The sequence below is a fragment of the Ezakiella sp. genome (assembly GCF_034180565.1).
Taxonomy (GTDB): domain Bacteria; phylum Bacillota; class Clostridia; order Tissierellales; family Peptoniphilaceae; genus Ezakiella.
In genome coordinates, this window is sequence record NZ_JAXFOB010000031.1 from 1 (window position 1) to 15,203 (window position 15,203).

A 15,203-nucleotide genomic window follows, 5' to 3' on the forward strand; every position below is an offset into this window, starting at 1 on the left:
ATTGAGGGGCAAGAAAGGGCTGTCGACTCTTATAAAGGGTTAAAGAAATCCCTCCTTCAAAAAATGTTCCCTAAGGAAGGAGAAAAAATCCCCCAAATAAGATTCCCTGGTTTTGATGGGGAGTGGGAAGAAGTACAACTAAGTCAATTAGGAAAAATTCAAACTGGAAAGACACCTAAAACTTCAGATAAAGATAATTATTCTGATGATGGGATTTTATTTGTAACCCCTACAGATATTAACGGATTAATTGTTAAAGATTCTGAAAGAAAATTATCTAATAAAGGCATTTTAAAAACTAAAATAGCTAAGAAAAATTCTATTTTAATTACTTGTATAGCTAGTATAGGAAAAAATGCAATTACTTACGAAGATGTAGGATTCAATCAACAAATTAATTCTATTGAATTAAATAAAAATAACGATCCTTACTTTTTTTTAACATCTTCTATAAAGATATCACATAAAATAAAAAGCTTCGCTTCTTCTGGAATGATGCAAATAATAAATAAAACAGATTTTTCTAATGTAACTACCTTAGTCCCATCCCTCCCAGAACAAAAAAAGATCGGAGATTTTTTTAAGAAGCTTGACGAGCTAATCGAGGGCGAGGAGAAGTATTTGGAGGACTTGAAGGTCTTAAAGAAGTCCTTGTTACAGAAGATGTTTGTTTAAGGAGTATGTATGTCTATTGTAGATATAAGTCAAGAAAAAGTTTTGGAAGATAATTTAATAGAAAGCCTTGTTCAATCCGGACATTGGACCTACCATCCTGAGCTTAATAATGAGGAGAAACTCCGGGCCAACCTTAGGGTTATTATAGAGAAAAATAATAAGGCTGCCCTCAAGGATCAGAGGCTAACGGATGCGGAATTTGCCCAAGTTAAGAATCAGCTAACCTTCCCTTCCTTTTTTGAGGCTGCCAAGGCCCTTCGTGGGGAAAATGGTAAAGTCAAGGTTAGTGTCCAAAGGGAAGATCAGTCCTTGGGGAGAGTAATGCTTCTAGTCCTTGATAATAGGGACATAGCAGGAGGCACTTCCGTTTATCAGATTATTAACCAATACCAGGCACCTAGGCTTAGACCTATGGATAGTGATTCCAGGTTTGATGTGAGCCTTCTTATCAATGGTCTCCCCCTAATCCATATCGAGTTAAAGTCAAGGGCTGTAGGCTTCATGGAGGCTTTTAATCAAATTAAAGAATATGTACGAGAAGGAAAGTTTAGGGGAATTTATTCCGCCTGCCAAATGTTTGTAGTATCTAACGGTGCCAATACCAGGTATCTTGCACCGGCAAGTCATGATAGGCTTAATGCTAAGTTTTTATCGCGTCGGGTTGATAAGGACAACAGACCTGTTGAGGATTTGTTTGATTTTGCCAAGGCTGTCCTTACCATTCCTCAGGCTCATAGGATGGTTTCCAAGTATACGGTTTTGGACTACGATAATGAGTCTTTGCTTATCCTAAGACCCTATCAAATTCACGCTATCCGTGCCGTGATGGATGCCTTCAAGGAGGGAAGGGGCGGCTATGTCCGGCACACGACTGGCTCGGGTAAGACTCTCACTTCTTACAAGGTTGCCAATAATCTTCTAGAAGTCCCTATGATCGACAAGTCGGTTTTTATAGTAGACAGGGTTGATCTAGATAATCAGACAAGTGGAGCCTTTACTTCTTATGCCAAGGGAGATTTTGTCGATATTGACGAAACCGATAATGTAAGAGGCTTGGTCAGCAAATTAGTTGAAGATAGGAAATCAGTTATTGTTACTACCATTCAAAAACTAAATTATCTTATCAAAAGATATGAGGATAAGAAGGATAGTCCAACTTATAAGAAGCTTAGGAAACTTAATCTGGTTTTTGTTGTAGATGAATGCCACAGGGCCGTTTCCAGTGAGAAGCAGCTTACGATTAATAAATTTTTCAATAATCCCCGCCGGTTCGGTTTTACAGGAACACCGATTTTTGCTGAAAATCAAAAGCAAGCTAATGGGGATTTGGCGCGTACTACCAAGGAGCAATATGGATCATGTCTCCATCAATATACTGTAAGGCATGCTATTGAGGATAAGGCTGTTTTGGGCTTCCAAGTAGAGTATAAATCTACAATTTCTGAGGATGATTTTTATGATATTGTAAAGGATAAAAATAAGGATGTGGATTTTGAAAATTCTGACAAGGCCTATCTTGAAGGTCTAATTGACAGTGGATATTATGAAAAAGATGCCCATATGATCGAGGTAATTGACACTATAGTCAACAAGTCTCGCCTCAAGTTCGGCCTTGATAGGGGAGCTGGCAAGACCTTCTCTGCAATCCTTACGACATCTTCTATAGAGAAGGCCCAGAGGTATTATGAGCTATTTTGCGACTTGAAGGAAGGTAGGCTTGATTTAAAAATATCCGATAGGGTTAGAAAGCTTATGCCAGATTTCCCAAAGGTCGCTATTACCTATTCCATAGCTCAAAACCAAGAGGAAACTGGGCTCAATAAGGAAAAGATGAAGAAGGCCCTTGGAGATTATAACGAAACTTTTGGGACAAGTTTTACCCTTGATGAGATCAAGGCCTATAACTCTAACCTAAATGAGAGGCTAGCTAGGAAGAAGGTCCTCTATGAAACAAGGTCTGAGCAAGTAGACCTAGTTATAGTAGTTGATAGACTCCTTACAGGTTTTGATTCTCCTACTACTGCTCTCTTGTTTATAGACAGAGCCCCTATGAGACCTCAAAACCTAATCCAAGCCTTCTCTAGGACTAATAGGATCTATAATTCCTACAAGACCTACGGGCAAATCGTAACTTTCCAAAGTCCTGACCTCTATGAAAAAAGTGTTGAAGAGGCCTTCTCCCTCTATTCTAACGGTGGAGAAGACTATATCAAGGCCCCTAGCTTTGATGAAAGTTTAGAGATTTTTGAGAAGGCCCTAACAAGCTTTACTTCCTGTGTAAGTAGTCCTTCTGATGTGGACAATTTAAAGACCCTAGATGAAAAAATGGCTTTTGCCAAGGCCTTTCAAGGACTAGATAAGGCCCTCGCCAATATCAGGGTCTATGGTCAGTATGATGAGGAAGAATTCTTTAAGAAATATGACCTCTCCTACAAGGACCTAGAAGAATATAATGGCAAGTATGTCAATATAATAGAAGAGATTAAAGAAGAATTGGATAATGGAGATGACCCGGATCAAGATCAGCTCCTTGATATAGGCTATGAAACCCTAACTGTAGGGGTGGATGAGATCGACTCCTCCTATCTTAATAGGCTTATGGATATAGCCAGCAAAAAGGGCATAGACCTCCCTAGAGAAAAAAGGGAGCAGTCTAAGGAATTTATCGAGCTAAGGGAGAGTTTAGAGAAGGCTAGTAAGTCAAACCCTAAGAAAATCAACCTCTATAGGGAAGTGGCAGAAGATATCCTAACCAATCCAAACAAGTACAAGGAGATCGATATGGAGACCTATATGGAAAATAAGATTTCTGATATGTACCAAGAAGGCATTACAAAGCTTGCTGGTGAAGTCAAAGTCCCATACGATAAGGCTGACTACTATGCCAAAATTTATAAGAGAGAAAACGACAATGGCAACTACCTCCTACAGTATTCAGATATAGACCAGGTCAAAAAAGAGCAAGACCTGAACCCCCTCAAGGCCAAGAAATATGTAAGGGGCAAGATATCTACCATTATGAAAGAAGATATAGAACCCTACAGGACATAGTAGTATGAGAAATATTAACTAAACCCTTTCCCACCTATTGTGAGGATTTTTATTGGCTATTAGCTTTGTATTTTAGTAGTATAGTAACTGTATCGTCTATGAGACCTCGCGGGATAAGTTATAATACTTTCATCGTTTACTTGCAGAATCTACGCCTTGGGTTTACGGTTACCTTTTGGGACTTTGCTATCTTAGGCTAGCTCGCCTACCTGTTACGCCTTATATTATGTTCCTGTTCGTCAAGCCACGATTTCGCTACCCGTTCTTCTCTCCCACATGTCACCATGTGAAACTTGCAAGTTGCTATGGGATTCGTTGACAACTACGCTCCTTAGGGAATTTCACCCCAGCATTAGAACATGCCCGTCATACCAAATAAAAAAAGGTGCCTAATCAAGCACCTTTCAAAACAAATTCTTATTTTGTTTTCTTTTCTGTTTTTGTTTCAGCTTTCTTTTCTGTTTTAGCTTCTTTTGCTTCTTTTTCCATTACAGCTTTTTCGTCTTGGTAAACTTGAATAGCTGTTCTTGATGCAGGTGATGCAGGTCCGCCACCCATGATTTTGCAGCATGCTACGAGGTCAGCGAGTTCAGCTTCTGTAACACCCACTCTTGCACATTGTGCTCCGTGGTATTTCATGCATCCGTCACATCTTACAGCGATAGCGATTGCTAAAGAGATAAGTTCTTTTTCTTTAACTGTGAGATATCCGTCTCTCATAACATTTTTGCCGATTAATGAATATTTTTTAGCAAATTCAGGTTTATTAACGCTAACGATGTCGTCGCCAAGTTCGCCTTTAAATTCTGTAATCGGTTTTAATTCGATTTTCTTTTCAGCTTCTTTTGCGCCTGCTTCTTTTGCAGTTTCTAGAGCAAGTCTTCCGAATGCTGTTGAAGGTCCGCCACCCATCATTACACAAACGCCAACCATTTCAGCAAGTTCTTCCATTGTAGCACCTGCTTCTACAGCGTATTTTGAGTGTGTCTTTGTGCAAGCTTCACATTTTACAGCGATTCCGACTGAAAGGCTGATGAATTCTTTTTGTTTTTGTGTCAAAGCTGAGTCGCCTTTGTTTGCTTTTGCAGCATTTGAGAAAGCATCTGAAACGTTTTTGTTGTATTTTTCAAATAAACTTACTTTTTTTGTTTCAGCTTTCTTTTCTTCTTTCTTGTCAGCAGCAAATGCACTGAATGAGAAAGTTGTTGCAGCCATAACTACTGCCAATGCTAATGATAAAATTCTTTTAGTCATAATGACCTCCTTGATATTTAATAAATTACATATCATATGATACCGCTACCTATTTTTTTAGTCAAGGGCGATTTTCTCACATTTTCAGAGTTTTTATTTTTTTAAATGTGCATTTTTAAAGGGTTAAATGCGTGCTATTATTTTAATCAATAGCAGTCACAAGTTGTATTTGTTTTTTCAATAGTTCCATAACAATGATTTACATTTCGAAAAGTATTTCGTTTTGTTTTATATAATTTATGTAATAAAAAAAGCTCATCTAGAGCTTAGTTTAAAATGTATTTGTCCCTTATTTTTTCGAGTTCTTTATAGACAGCGTAGACGTATTCGTAGACATAGTTTATGCCGAGGTGGAATTCGTCATTTGCGTTTTCCAGCATTTCCTGAAGTTCGGTCGATTCTTCGTAGATGTAGTCAAGAAGTCTGTCAATCGAATTGAAAATCGAGTCTACATTCGCGCGCTTAATAAAGTCGACGGTGTTTTTTTCCTCTCTTCGGTTCAAGTACTCGATGTTTTTTCTCGTTTCTTCGTCGCCGTTTATAGTTATTATTGGAGTTACAACTTCTTTCAATATCATTTCGAGGAAATTTTCATCATTCAGCGGCACAATCTTCATTTCTTCCGGAATTTCTCCGATAAATCTGAAAAGTCCGCGATCCTCTTCGTCCGTTTCATACATATATTCAATAAGATTTATTCCCTCTTCGACTCCTTTTTTAAATTCGGCGCTCGCATTTTTTTCCAAAAGTTTTTCAAGGTCGTCCATTATTATGTTGAACAGTTCGTCGCGCAATCCGTCAAATTTCGAGTTTATTGCCATGAGAGAGTTTTTCATTTCATCAATTTTTTCCATAATTAATTACCTCTATTCTTTCCATTTTATTATATCATATATTTTTCATATTTCAAAAAAATCAATATTTACATTTTTATTACATTTTAGTGATTATTTATTTACATATGTATATTATTTTATTTTTTTACAGTGTTTAAAATCATAAACTCTATTTTTTAATTACAGATTTGTAACTAATATTTAATTTTATATAAATATGTAAAATATTTGTTGAATATTAGATTTTCATATGATATTATAATGATGAAATCGGATTTTTAAAGTCCGGAGGAGGTTATTTATGAAGAAGAAATTTTTAGCACTATTACTTTCGCTTATGTTTGTTTTTTCAATCTGTGTTAATGCAGCAGATTTTTCTTTCAAAAAGGGCGATGTAATTAATCAAAACTCAAGATCATATATTGAATTTTCGAAACTTTCCGATTATGGTCTTAAAACTGAAAAAAAGGGAACATCTTACACAATTTCCGACGGAAATGCAACACTTGTTTTCAAAGAAAATTCAAGTGTTTTCACTGTCAACAATACTCCATTTACAATGGACACAAAGACGATTGAAAAAAAGAATGAGCTTTTAATTCCATTAAGAATTTTATTTGAAACGCTTAACTATAAGGTCGGTTGGAATAAAAATACAAAGTCGATCGCCGTTGAAAAGCTTGCTGAAAACAAGCTTCCTGTAAAAGCAAATGATTACACGATCACAAAGCATCACAACAAGGTTGTTTCACTTGCTCCGTCTGTCACAGAAACATTTTTCGATCTAGGCGCTGAAAAGATGCTTCTTGGAAGAAGTGAATATTGCAATTATCCTAAAGCTGCTCTAAGTCTTCCATCCGTGGGTTCTCTTAAAGAGCCGAGCCTTGAAAAGATTGTAAGCCTTAAACCTACAGCTGTAATTGCACAAACTCACTATAAAGAGGAAGTTTTAAATGAACTAAAAAAAGCAAATATCGAAGTTATCGCTATGGATACTCCGAAAACTATGGAAGAAACATACGAGATAATTAAGAAGATCGGTTTAATTTTAGACAAAAATTACGAAGCCCGCGCTCTTTGTTCAACAATGAATGCAAAACTTGAAACTGTTGCAATGAAAACAAAGAAGCTTTCAAAACCGTCAGTTTATATTGTTGTCGGCACGGGACAATACGGTGAATATACTCACGGCAAAGATTCGTTCATGAACGGAATTTTAACAGTTGCAGGATACACAAACGCTCCGACAGATGCCGAAGGTTTCAGCTATACTCTTGAAAAGTTGATTCAAAAGGATCCGTATTATATTTTAACTCCGAGCTTTGCAACAGAAGCTGTTAAGACAGAAAAAGCATACAAGGGTTTAAGTGCTGTTAAAAACGGTCGCGTTTTTGAAATTGACGCCGATATTTTCTCAAGACCTTCAAGAAGAGTTGTTGATGATGGTTTAAAGGTACTATTAAAAATTGCTCACCCTGAAGTTTTGAAAACTTTGGAATTTTAATGAAAAGGAAAACATTTTTAGCCATTTCATCAATCTGTTTACTTTTGCTGATGATTTTTGCAATTAGCAAAGGTTCGGTTGAAATTGAATTTTCCATTATTGTAAACTCTATAATTGAATGGATAAAGAAGAGAATGGATGGGGTCAGTGCTGATGACTCCATCCGTTTTATTATTTTTAATGTGCGAATGCCAAGAATAATTCTTTCGGTTTTAACCGGCGGACTTCTTTCGATGGCGGGCGCAACATATCAGGCAATTTTTCAAAATCCTATGGCAGATCCGTATGTGATGGGAGTTTCATCAGGCGCTGCTTTCGGTGCAACTTTGGCAATTGTATTTTTACCCACCGCAATGTTCGGAGGATATGCGGCTGTAAATATTATAGCTTTTCTTTTCGCAATACTTATAACCGCCATTGTTTTTTTATTATCTCGAACAAAAAACGGTGTAGATACTTTCTCGGTATTGCTTTCGGGAATTGTAATCAGCTCGGTTTTGTCAAGTTTTATTTCTCTTATAATGTTTATCCACAACGACGAAGCCATGAAGATAATAACTTGGACTATGGGTTCTTTTAATGCGAAAAGTTGGGATCATGTTCTGACGATTTTGGTGCCTACCGTAATCGGTTTTGTACTCACTCTTTACCACGGAAAGGATTTGAACGTTCTTGTTATGGGTGAAGAGGAAGCAATCGGTATGGGGCTTGATGTTAAAAAGTTAAAGAGAAATTTGCTTCTCATTTGTGCTCTATTAACTTCTGTCGCCGTTTCTGTAAGCGGCATTATAGGTTTTGTCGGACTCATTGTTCCTCACTTTATTAGGCTTATCTTTGGTTCTGATCATAGATTTATGCTTCCGGCGTCTATGATTTTCGGTGGAATGTTTATGTTATTTTGCGACACCATTGCAAGGTCGATTTTGGGCACATTTGAAATACCCGTCGGAATCATAACGTCTTTAATAGGCGGCCCTCTATTTCTGGTGCTCCTTATAAAACACAAAAGGAGTCGAAAAATATGATAGAAGTTAAAGATTTATATTTCAGTTTCGGAAAAAAACAAATTCTTAAAAACATTAATTTGAAATTAACCGCAGGTGAGAAAGTTATTATAATCGGTCCGAACGGTTGTGGGAAAACGACACTTTTGAGGCTGATTTCAGGTTATCTCTCTCCTTCCAAAGGCGAGATTTTGTTAAAAGGTAAGAGTATAAAAGAATATAAAATAAAAGAACGCGCAAAAATCATCGCCATGATGAATCAATCAGGAAAAACACCATTTAATTTCAGCGTCGAAGAAACCGTTAAAATGGGGAGGTATCCTTTTATCTCGTGGTACGGTGGTTTTTCAAATGACGACAAAGCCATTGTAAATAAATCCATTGATTTAATGAATATAAATCATTTAAAAGAGCATTCCATTTTAAACATCAGCGGAGGAGAATGTGCAAGGACAATGGCAGCGCGCGCATTTGCCCAAAATCCCGAATTAATGCTTATGGACGAACCGGTGAGTGCTCTTGATATCAACCAAACTCTGCATCTTATGAATTTGGTTAAATCCGACGAAGACCGAGCTTTTTTAATCGTTTTACATGATTTAAATCTTGCAAGTCAATATGCGGAAAAACTAATTCTTATGTGTGACGGAGAAATAGTTTCACAGGGCTCCCCCGAAAAAGTTATTACTGCCGAAAATATAAGTGCAGTTTATAAAATTGACTCAAAAATTATTTATGTGAATAATCGACCATTTATCATTCCATATGTATAGATTTTAGCTTGAGAGTTTTTCATTTTTGTGTTATTATATACTCATAATATTTAAAGGAGATTTTTATGAGCAACTTTTTAGAGAGATTTGAATCGGTGGAAAATACTGAAGAATGCATAAGAGAGATGAACGATTACAGTTTAAATTTAATTTATTCAATCGAGTCGGAGCTGATGGAGAGAATTTTAATTCTCGGAAAAAATGAAAGCGGTTTTTATGCGACGACTATGAACGATTATGCAGACTTTCTAAAGAGTATGATCAAGTATGAAAAGGACGCATTGATCGACAGCGAAGTGCAGTTTGCTCTAAGGAGTGTTTCGGTCGGAAATTTTGCAACTCTTAGAGACGAAGTGAGGTATGCGCCTGAAGATGCTTTCGAATGTCTCTTTTCAGATTTGAGAGAATATACGCAAAAGAAAAATATCGACAAGGAAAATTTGAACGAGGATGATTTAAGAGCTTCAAATGTTGCAATTCTCGATTTGGCAGATGCGATGAGCGAAATGAAGGAACAAGTTTTTTCGGAAAACGAAAAGATTTTGGAAATCATCGAAAAATACAATCCAAAAAATAAACATCAAAAAAACTGACAGAAGTTTTTCTTCCGTCAGTTTTATTTTTATTTGACCAAGTGGCAAGCCACGAAATGTCCGGGTTCGACTTCTCGAAGTCCCGGATGTGGTCCCGTACATAATTTTTCGTCTCTTCTCGGACATCTTCCGTAGAATACACATCTGTCGGGCGGGTCAATCGGACTTGGCACGTCGCCTTTTAAGATTATTCTTTCTTGGTTGTAGTTGTATTCCGGAACAGGTATTGCGGAAAGAAGCGCTTTTGTGTATGGATGAAGCGGATTTTCAAAGATTTTTACATAGTCCGCAAGTTCAACCATTCTTCCCAAGTACATTACGGCAACTCTGTCCGAAAGATGTCGTACAACCGAGAGGTCATGCGAAATAAATAGATATGTTAGTTCTTTATCCCTTTGAATGTCTTGTAACAGGTTCAAAACTTGAGCTTGAATCGATACGTCAAGTGCTGAAACCGGTTCGTCGAGAACGATGAATTCAGGTCTCATTACAAGTGCTCTTGCGATTCCGATTCTTTGTCTTCTGCCGCCGTCGAGTTCGTGCGGATATGAGTTTATAAGTCTTTTTTCGAGACCTACTGTTTCCATCATTTCAAGAACGACTTTCTCAATCTCTTTTTTGTTTTCATATATTTTATTTACATAGAGTGCATCGGCTATCAAATCAAAGGTGTTAAGTCTCGGGTTTAAAGATGAATACGGGTCTTGAAATACGATTTGCATTTCGCGTCTCAATTGATTCATTTCTTTTCTGGTTTTGCGATTCATTATATTTTCGCCATTAAACCAAATTTCCCCGCTTGTCGGTTCGTGAAGTCTGATTATCGCACGACCCGCCGTCGATTTACCGCATCCGGACTCTCCAACGAGTCCAAGGGTTTCCCCTTTTTTGATTTCGAAGTTTAAATCCTCAACCGCGTGAAGCAGACCTTTCTTTGTCGGAAAGTATTTGCACAGATGTTTTACTTCAATGAAATTATTTGTCATAGCTTTCCTCCTCTACTTCTCTTCTCCGTTTTCATCGACTTTTTTCGAGTCTTTGTATAGAAAACATTTTACATAGTGTTCAGGTGTAACTTCATAGACCGGCGGTTTTTCCGTTTTACAAATTTCCATACATTCTGTACATCTCGGATGGAATTTGCATCCCGTCGGCAAGTTTGTCGGGTCCGGTGTGGCTCCCGGAATTACTTGAAGTCTGTCAACATCGCCCGTCAGTTTCGGAATTGATGAGAAAAGTCCGATTGTGTACGGGTGTTTTTTGTCGGTGTAGATGTCTTTTGTGGAGCCTGTTTCAACAACCTCTCCTGCATATACGACCGAAACCTTGTCCGCAATTTCAGCGATAACTCCCAAGTCGTGGGTGATCATGATAATCGAAGTGTCGTATTTTCTCTTCAATTCCTTCATAAGTTCCATAACTTGTGCTTGAATTGTAACGTCGAGCGCAGTTGTCGGTTCGTCCGCAATAATTATTTCCGGATTACATGCAAGCGCCATAGCGATGACAATTCTTTGTTTCATACCGCCGGAAAGTTGGTGCGGATAATCGTTTACCCTTTCACGTCTGATTCCGACGACGTCGAGCATCTCGAGTGTCTTTTCTTTTATTGCCTTTTTATCGAGATCGGTGTGGAGCGTGAAAACTTCTTCGATTTGTTTTCCAATCGTCATAACCGGGTTCAAACTGGTCATCGGGTCTTGGAAAATCATAGAGATTTTTCCACCTCTAATCTTTCTCATTTCTTTTTCTTTTTTCGTTAAAATATTTTCGCCTTCAAATTCGATTTCTCCGGCGTTTATTATTCCCGGCGGATCCGGAACGAGGTTTAAGATTGCAAGAGCGGTTGTAGTTTTACCTGCCCCCGTTTCTCCGACAAGTCCCAATGTTTCCTTTTTATTTAAAGACAAATCCATTCCGTTTACGGCCTTTACAACCCCTGAATCTGTGTGAAACTCAACGGATAGGCCTCTTACATTCAACAAATTTCCTTTTTTCATATTGCCCTCCTATCTCTTAAGTTTCGGGTCAAGAGCGTCTCTTAAACCGTCTCCCATAACATTAAGTGCAAAAATCGTAACAACAATTGCAAGTCCCGGGAAAAGTGTTATATGTGGAAAATCCATAATATATGAACGTCCGTCCGAAAGCATTGCTCCCCATTCAGGTGTCGGCGGTTCAAGTCCGAGTCCGATAAAGGAAAGACCTGCCGCATTAATGATTGCATATGCAACACCGAGAGTTGCTTGAACGATAATCGGCGCCATACAGTTTGGAATAATGTGTTTAAAAATGATTCTTAAATCGTTTGATCCGTTAGCTTTTGCGGCTTCGACAAATTCGTTGTCCTTGATTGTCAAAACGGAACTTCTTACAATTCTCGCATATGCAGGGACAGACGCAATACCGACCGCAATCATCAAGTTTCCAAGTCCGCTTCCGAGCGCACTCATAATTGCAATTGCAAGAAGAATATCAGGAATTGCTTGGAGAACGTCGATAAATCTCATGACGAGTGTGTCGACCTTGCCGCCGTAATATCCCGTGATAGCTCCGAGTGTAACTCCGAAAATAAGTGCGATTGAAACGGAAATAAATCCGACTTTCAAACTGATTCTAGAGCCATAAACAACACGTGAGAAAATATCACGACCGAGGTGGTCCGTTCCGAAAATAAATTGACTGTTCGGCGTTTGATACGTCGGTCCAACCATTTCGTTGAATTCATACGGTGCGATAATGTCGGCAAAAATTGCGACGAGCACGAGAATGACAAGTATAATAAGTCCAACCATCGAGAGCTTATTTCTCTTCATCCTCTTCATAACTTCGCTCAAGCCGGTTTGTCTTTTAGACCTTCTTTGTTTGATTTCGTTTTTTAAATTATTGTCTTTCATATCGCTCACCTACACATATTGACTCTTTACACGCGGGTCGATGAAAGTATAAAGAATGTCTACAATCAAGTTTACAAGCGCAAATGTGACTGCAACAAACAATACGCACCCCATAACAAGAGGAATATCTCTCATCTTAATGGAATCAACCATAAGTCTTCCGATTCCCGGTATTGAGAAAATAACTTCAGTCATAAGAGCGCCGCCCATAAGTTGTCCAAATTGCGTTCCGATAACGGTTGTAATTGGAATAAGTGCATTTGCAAGGGCGTGTTTTCTTGTTATAACTCTTTCTTCTTGACCTTTTGCTTTTGCGGTTCTGATGTAGTCTTGTCTTATAACTTCAAGCATGGAGCTTCTGGTTTGTCTTGTAATAACAGAAACTGATTGTGCACCAAGTGCAACAGCCGGAAGTACCCATTGATTCGGACGGTCAAAACCGGAAGCCGGAAGCCAACCGAGACGAACGCTGAATAGCATAATTAAAAGTAGTCCCAACCAGAAAACCGGCATAGAAATACCGATAAGGGCAAAAATCATGGTCAAGTTATCAAATATACTGTATTGTTTTACCGCTGAAATAATTCCGATTGGAATTCCGAGTAAAACTGCGAATGTGATTGCTAAAAACGCCAATCTTATTGTTGCGCCGGCTCTATTTCCAATTTCTTGAACTACCGGCATTCTAGTTCTATAACTGCGTCCCAAATCTCCCTTTAATACCAAATTGGAAACATATCTTCCATATTGAACAAAAAACGGATCATTAAGACCGAGTTCTTCTCTAAGTTCCGCTACTTGCTTTTCCGGAGCCGATGGTCCCAGAATATTACGAGCAGGATCTCCCGGGGTTATGTATAATAACCAGAAAACAAAAAGGCTTACTAACAAAATAACCGGAATTAAATAGAGGATTCTTTTTAAAATATATTTAAGCATATTGCCTCCGATCTTAAAAGTTTAATATAGGTGTAAGGGGAGAATTCTCTCCCCTCACCTTAAATTCTTATTTATTTTCAGCTGCTTTTACAGAAACTTTTGAAAGTTTGTAGAAACCGAAGTGGTTCATTTCGAATCCTTCAACATTCTTTGAAGTTGCAGCTGTAAGTTCTGACCAGTATTCAGGAATCCAAATTTGATTGTCAAGAATGTATTCTTGAGCTTTTTTATAGATTTCAGCTCTCTTTGTTTGATCAAGTTCTTGTCTAGCGTCATCTAGTAATTTGTCCATTTGAGGGTCTTCTAGCCAACAGTAGTTACCGCCTTCACCCTTTGCACTTGAGTGGAAGCAAGGGAATAAGAATGTATCCGGGTCCGGAGTATCTGAAATCCAAGCGATTTCAAACATATCTTGTTTAGCATTCTTTAGTACGTCGTTGAATGCAGACCATTCCATAACATTGATAGTTACGTTGATACCAACATCTTTTAATTGTTCCTTAATAATAGTAGCCATATCGACACGTTGTTTTCTTTCGTTTGTAGAGATAGATGTGTCAAAACCATTAGGATAACCAGCTTCAGCAAGTAATGCCTTAGCTTTTTCAACGTCTCTTTCCTTAGGTTTTGTTTCGCCACCGATTGAGTATACAAGTGTTGGAGGCATTGAGTTTGAAGCTGCCTTTCCAAGACCGAGCCATACCTTCGGAATCAAATCAGGAATATCGATTGCGTATGCAATAGCTTGACGAACCTTTGGATTGTCAAACGGTGCCTTTTGAGTGTTAAATCCAAGATATGTTGTACCATAGTCATCAGATTTAAGCATAACTAAATTTTCATCTTTTTCAATCTTTTCAACGTCCATAGGTTGAAGTTCATAAACGATGTCTGCTCCGCCTGTTTGAAGTTCAACGAGTCTGTTTGTAGGTTCAGGGATAATCTTGTATTCAACCTTAGCCATCTTAGCCTTTTCACCATAGTAGTCTTCATTTCTGCTTAGCTTGATAGCGTTAGCTTTAGACCATTCGTCAAGTTTAAACGGACCTGTTCCGCAAACCTTATCTGTAGATGTACCATAGCTGTCGCCTGCTGCTTCTACAAATTTTTGGCAAAGAATTGATCCACCCGGGTGCATAAGAGATGCAATAATTCCAGGATAAGCAAACTTAAGATTAAATCTTACAGTATAATCGTCGTCAGCCTTTATAGAATCTTCATCGATAGTATTGAATAAGTGCTTTACGTTAGGTGCTTCGCATGCACGTTTCAAAGAGAAAACAACGTCTGATGCTTTCATTTCTTCTCCATTGTGGAACTTAACTCCCTTTCTTAAATGGAAAACATATTCAGTATCAGAAATCTTATCATATCTTTCAGCAAGTAGTGGTACTTCTTCAGCTTTGTCATTTAATTCAAATAATCCTTCATAAATTTGAACCAATACCTTTGATGACGAGTTGTCATTTGTGCCCATTGGGTCAAGTGAAATAGCATCTGCGTCGTTAGCTACATAAAGTGTATCTGCGTCGCCTTTCCTTGTACCTGATGATTTGTTGCCATTACCGCATCCGGCGAGTAGTGTCATAACCATAAGTAATGACAACACAATTGAAAATAACTTTTTCATATAAACCTCCTTAATGTGGGTAAACCCATTTTATATTAAACTTGCAT

The 15,203-nt window shown here is 38.0% G+C and carries 13 protein-coding genes; 6 read left to right on the plus strand and 7 right to left on the minus strand.

Annotated features, from left to right (window positions below):
* Together SPI61_RS06780 and SPI61_RS06785 are read left to right on the plus strand one after the other, a co-directional pair.
* Positions 1–675: restriction endonuclease subunit S (locus tag SPI61_RS06780; RefSeq protein ID WP_321137369.1), on the plus strand; the 675-nt coding region annotated here is incomplete at its 5' end.
* A gap of 9 nt (positions 676–684) precedes the next feature.
* Complete coding sequence (locus SPI61_RS06785; protein ID WP_321137370.1) at positions 685–3,726, plus strand: type I restriction endonuclease subunit R, EcoR124 family; 3,042 nt, start codon at positions 685–687, stop codon at positions 3,724–3,726.
* 417 nt (positions 3,727–4,143) lie between these two features.
* Here the strand turns inward: SPI61_RS06785 and SPI61_RS06790 are convergent, their stop codons facing one another.
* The gene (locus SPI61_RS06790; RefSeq protein WP_321137371.1) at positions 4,144–4,980 is read right to left on the minus strand and encodes a carboxymuconolactone decarboxylase family protein; all 837 of its coding nucleotides are present in this window, start codon (positions 4,978–4,980) and stop codon (positions 4,144–4,146) included.
* Positions 4,981–5,246: 266 nt separating this feature from the next.
* The gene (locus SPI61_RS06795; RefSeq protein ID WP_321137372.1) at positions 5,247–5,834 is read right to left on the minus strand and encodes a hypothetical protein; all 588 of its coding nucleotides are present in this window, start codon (positions 5,832–5,834) and stop codon (positions 5,247–5,249) included.
* A 283-nt stretch (positions 5,835–6,117) separates the two neighbouring features.
* Between SPI61_RS06795 and SPI61_RS06800 the strand changes: the two genes are divergently transcribed.
* From SPI61_RS06800 to SPI61_RS06815, 4 genes are all read left to right on the plus strand, one after another.
* Complete coding sequence (locus SPI61_RS06800; protein ID WP_321137373.1) at positions 6,118–7,320, plus strand: helical backbone metal receptor; 1,203 nt, start codon at positions 6,118–6,120, stop codon at positions 7,318–7,320.
* Complete coding sequence (locus tag SPI61_RS06805) at positions 7,320–8,345, plus strand: iron ABC transporter permease (RefSeq protein ID WP_321137374.1); 1,026 nt, start codon at positions 7,320–7,322, stop codon at positions 8,343–8,345. The genes SPI61_RS06800 and SPI61_RS06805 overlap by 1 nt, the downstream gene beginning before the upstream one ends.
* Entirely contained in the window at positions 8,342–9,097 is a 756-nt protein-coding gene (locus SPI61_RS06810; RefSeq protein WP_321137375.1) for an ABC transporter ATP-binding protein, read from the plus strand. The genes SPI61_RS06805 and SPI61_RS06810 overlap by 4 nt, the downstream gene beginning before the upstream one ends.
* A gap of 65 nt (positions 9,098–9,162) precedes the next feature.
* Positions 9,163–9,690 carry a hypothetical protein gene (locus SPI61_RS06815; protein WP_321137376.1) on the plus strand — a complete coding sequence of 176 codons (528 nt, stop codon included), beginning with the start codon at positions 9,163–9,165 and terminating at the stop codon, positions 9,688–9,690.
* A 29-nt stretch (positions 9,691–9,719) separates the two neighbouring features.
* Here SPI61_RS06815 and SPI61_RS06820 read toward each other — a convergent pair whose 3' ends face one another.
* The 5 genes from SPI61_RS06820 to SPI61_RS06840 all read right to left on the minus strand — a co-directional run bounded on the left by SPI61_RS06820 (position 9,720) and on the right by SPI61_RS06840 (position 15,156).
* Complete coding sequence (locus tag SPI61_RS06820) at positions 9,720–10,676, minus strand: ABC transporter ATP-binding protein (RefSeq protein WP_321137377.1); 957 nt, start codon at positions 10,674–10,676, stop codon at positions 9,720–9,722.
* A 12-nt stretch (positions 10,677–10,688) separates the two neighbouring features.
* Positions 10,689–11,690, minus strand: coding sequence for an ABC transporter ATP-binding protein (locus tag SPI61_RS06825; protein WP_321137378.1), 1,002 nt, complete (start codon positions 11,688–11,690; stop codon positions 10,689–10,691).
* A 9-nt stretch (positions 11,691–11,699) separates the two neighbouring features.
* Positions 11,700–12,587 carry an ABC transporter permease gene (locus tag SPI61_RS06830; protein ID WP_321137379.1) on the minus strand — a complete coding sequence of 296 codons (888 nt, stop codon included), beginning with the start codon at positions 12,585–12,587 and terminating at the stop codon, positions 11,700–11,702.
* A gap of 9 nt (positions 12,588–12,596) precedes the next feature.
* Entirely contained in the window at positions 12,597–13,526 is a 930-nt protein-coding gene (locus SPI61_RS06835; protein ID WP_249238902.1) for an ABC transporter permease, read from the minus strand.
* A 67-nt stretch (positions 13,527–13,593) separates the two neighbouring features.
* A complete protein-coding gene (locus tag SPI61_RS06840) occupies positions 13,594–15,156 on the minus strand; it encodes an ABC transporter substrate-binding protein (protein WP_321137380.1) in 1,563 nt (520 codons plus the stop codon).
* Positions 15,157–15,203 lie beyond the last annotated feature (47 nt).

Coding starts and splice junctions, on each gene's coding strand:
- SPI61_RS06785 (WP_321137370.1), top strand. CDS start 685: ATGTCTATTGTAGATATAAGTCAAGAAAAAGTTTTGGAAGATAATTTA.
- SPI61_RS06790 (WP_321137371.1), bottom strand. CDS start 4,980: ATGACTAAAAGAATTTTATCATTAGCATTGGCAGTAGTTATGGCTGCA.
- SPI61_RS06795 (WP_321137372.1), bottom strand. CDS start 5,834: ATGGAAAAAATTGATGAAATGAAAAACTCTCTCATGGCAATAAACTCG.
- SPI61_RS06800 (WP_321137373.1), top strand. CDS start 6,118: ATGAAGAAGAAATTTTTAGCACTATTACTTTCGCTTATGTTTGTTTTT.
- SPI61_RS06805 (WP_321137374.1), top strand. CDS start 7,320: ATGAAAAGGAAAACATTTTTAGCCATTTCATCAATCTGTTTACTTTTG.
- SPI61_RS06810 (WP_321137375.1), top strand. CDS start 8,342: ATGATAGAAGTTAAAGATTTATATTTCAGTTTCGGAAAAAAACAAATT.
- SPI61_RS06815 (WP_321137376.1), top strand. CDS start 9,163: ATGAGCAACTTTTTAGAGAGATTTGAATCGGTGGAAAATACTGAAGAA.
- SPI61_RS06820 (WP_321137377.1), bottom strand. CDS start 10,676: ATGACAAATAATTTCATTGAAGTAAAACATCTGTGCAAATACTTTCCG.
- SPI61_RS06825 (WP_321137378.1), bottom strand. CDS start 11,690: ATGAAAAAAGGAAATTTGTTGAATGTAAGAGGCCTATCCGTTGAGTTT.
- SPI61_RS06830 (WP_321137379.1), bottom strand. CDS start 12,587: ATGAAAGACAATAATTTAAAAAACGAAATCAAACAAAGAAGGTCTAAA.
- SPI61_RS06835 (WP_249238902.1), bottom strand. CDS start 13,526: ATGCTTAAATATATTTTAAAAAGAATCCTCTATTTAATTCCGGTTATT.
- SPI61_RS06840 (WP_321137380.1), bottom strand. CDS start 15,156: ATGAAAAAGTTATTTTCAATTGTGTTGTCATTACTTATGGTTATGACA.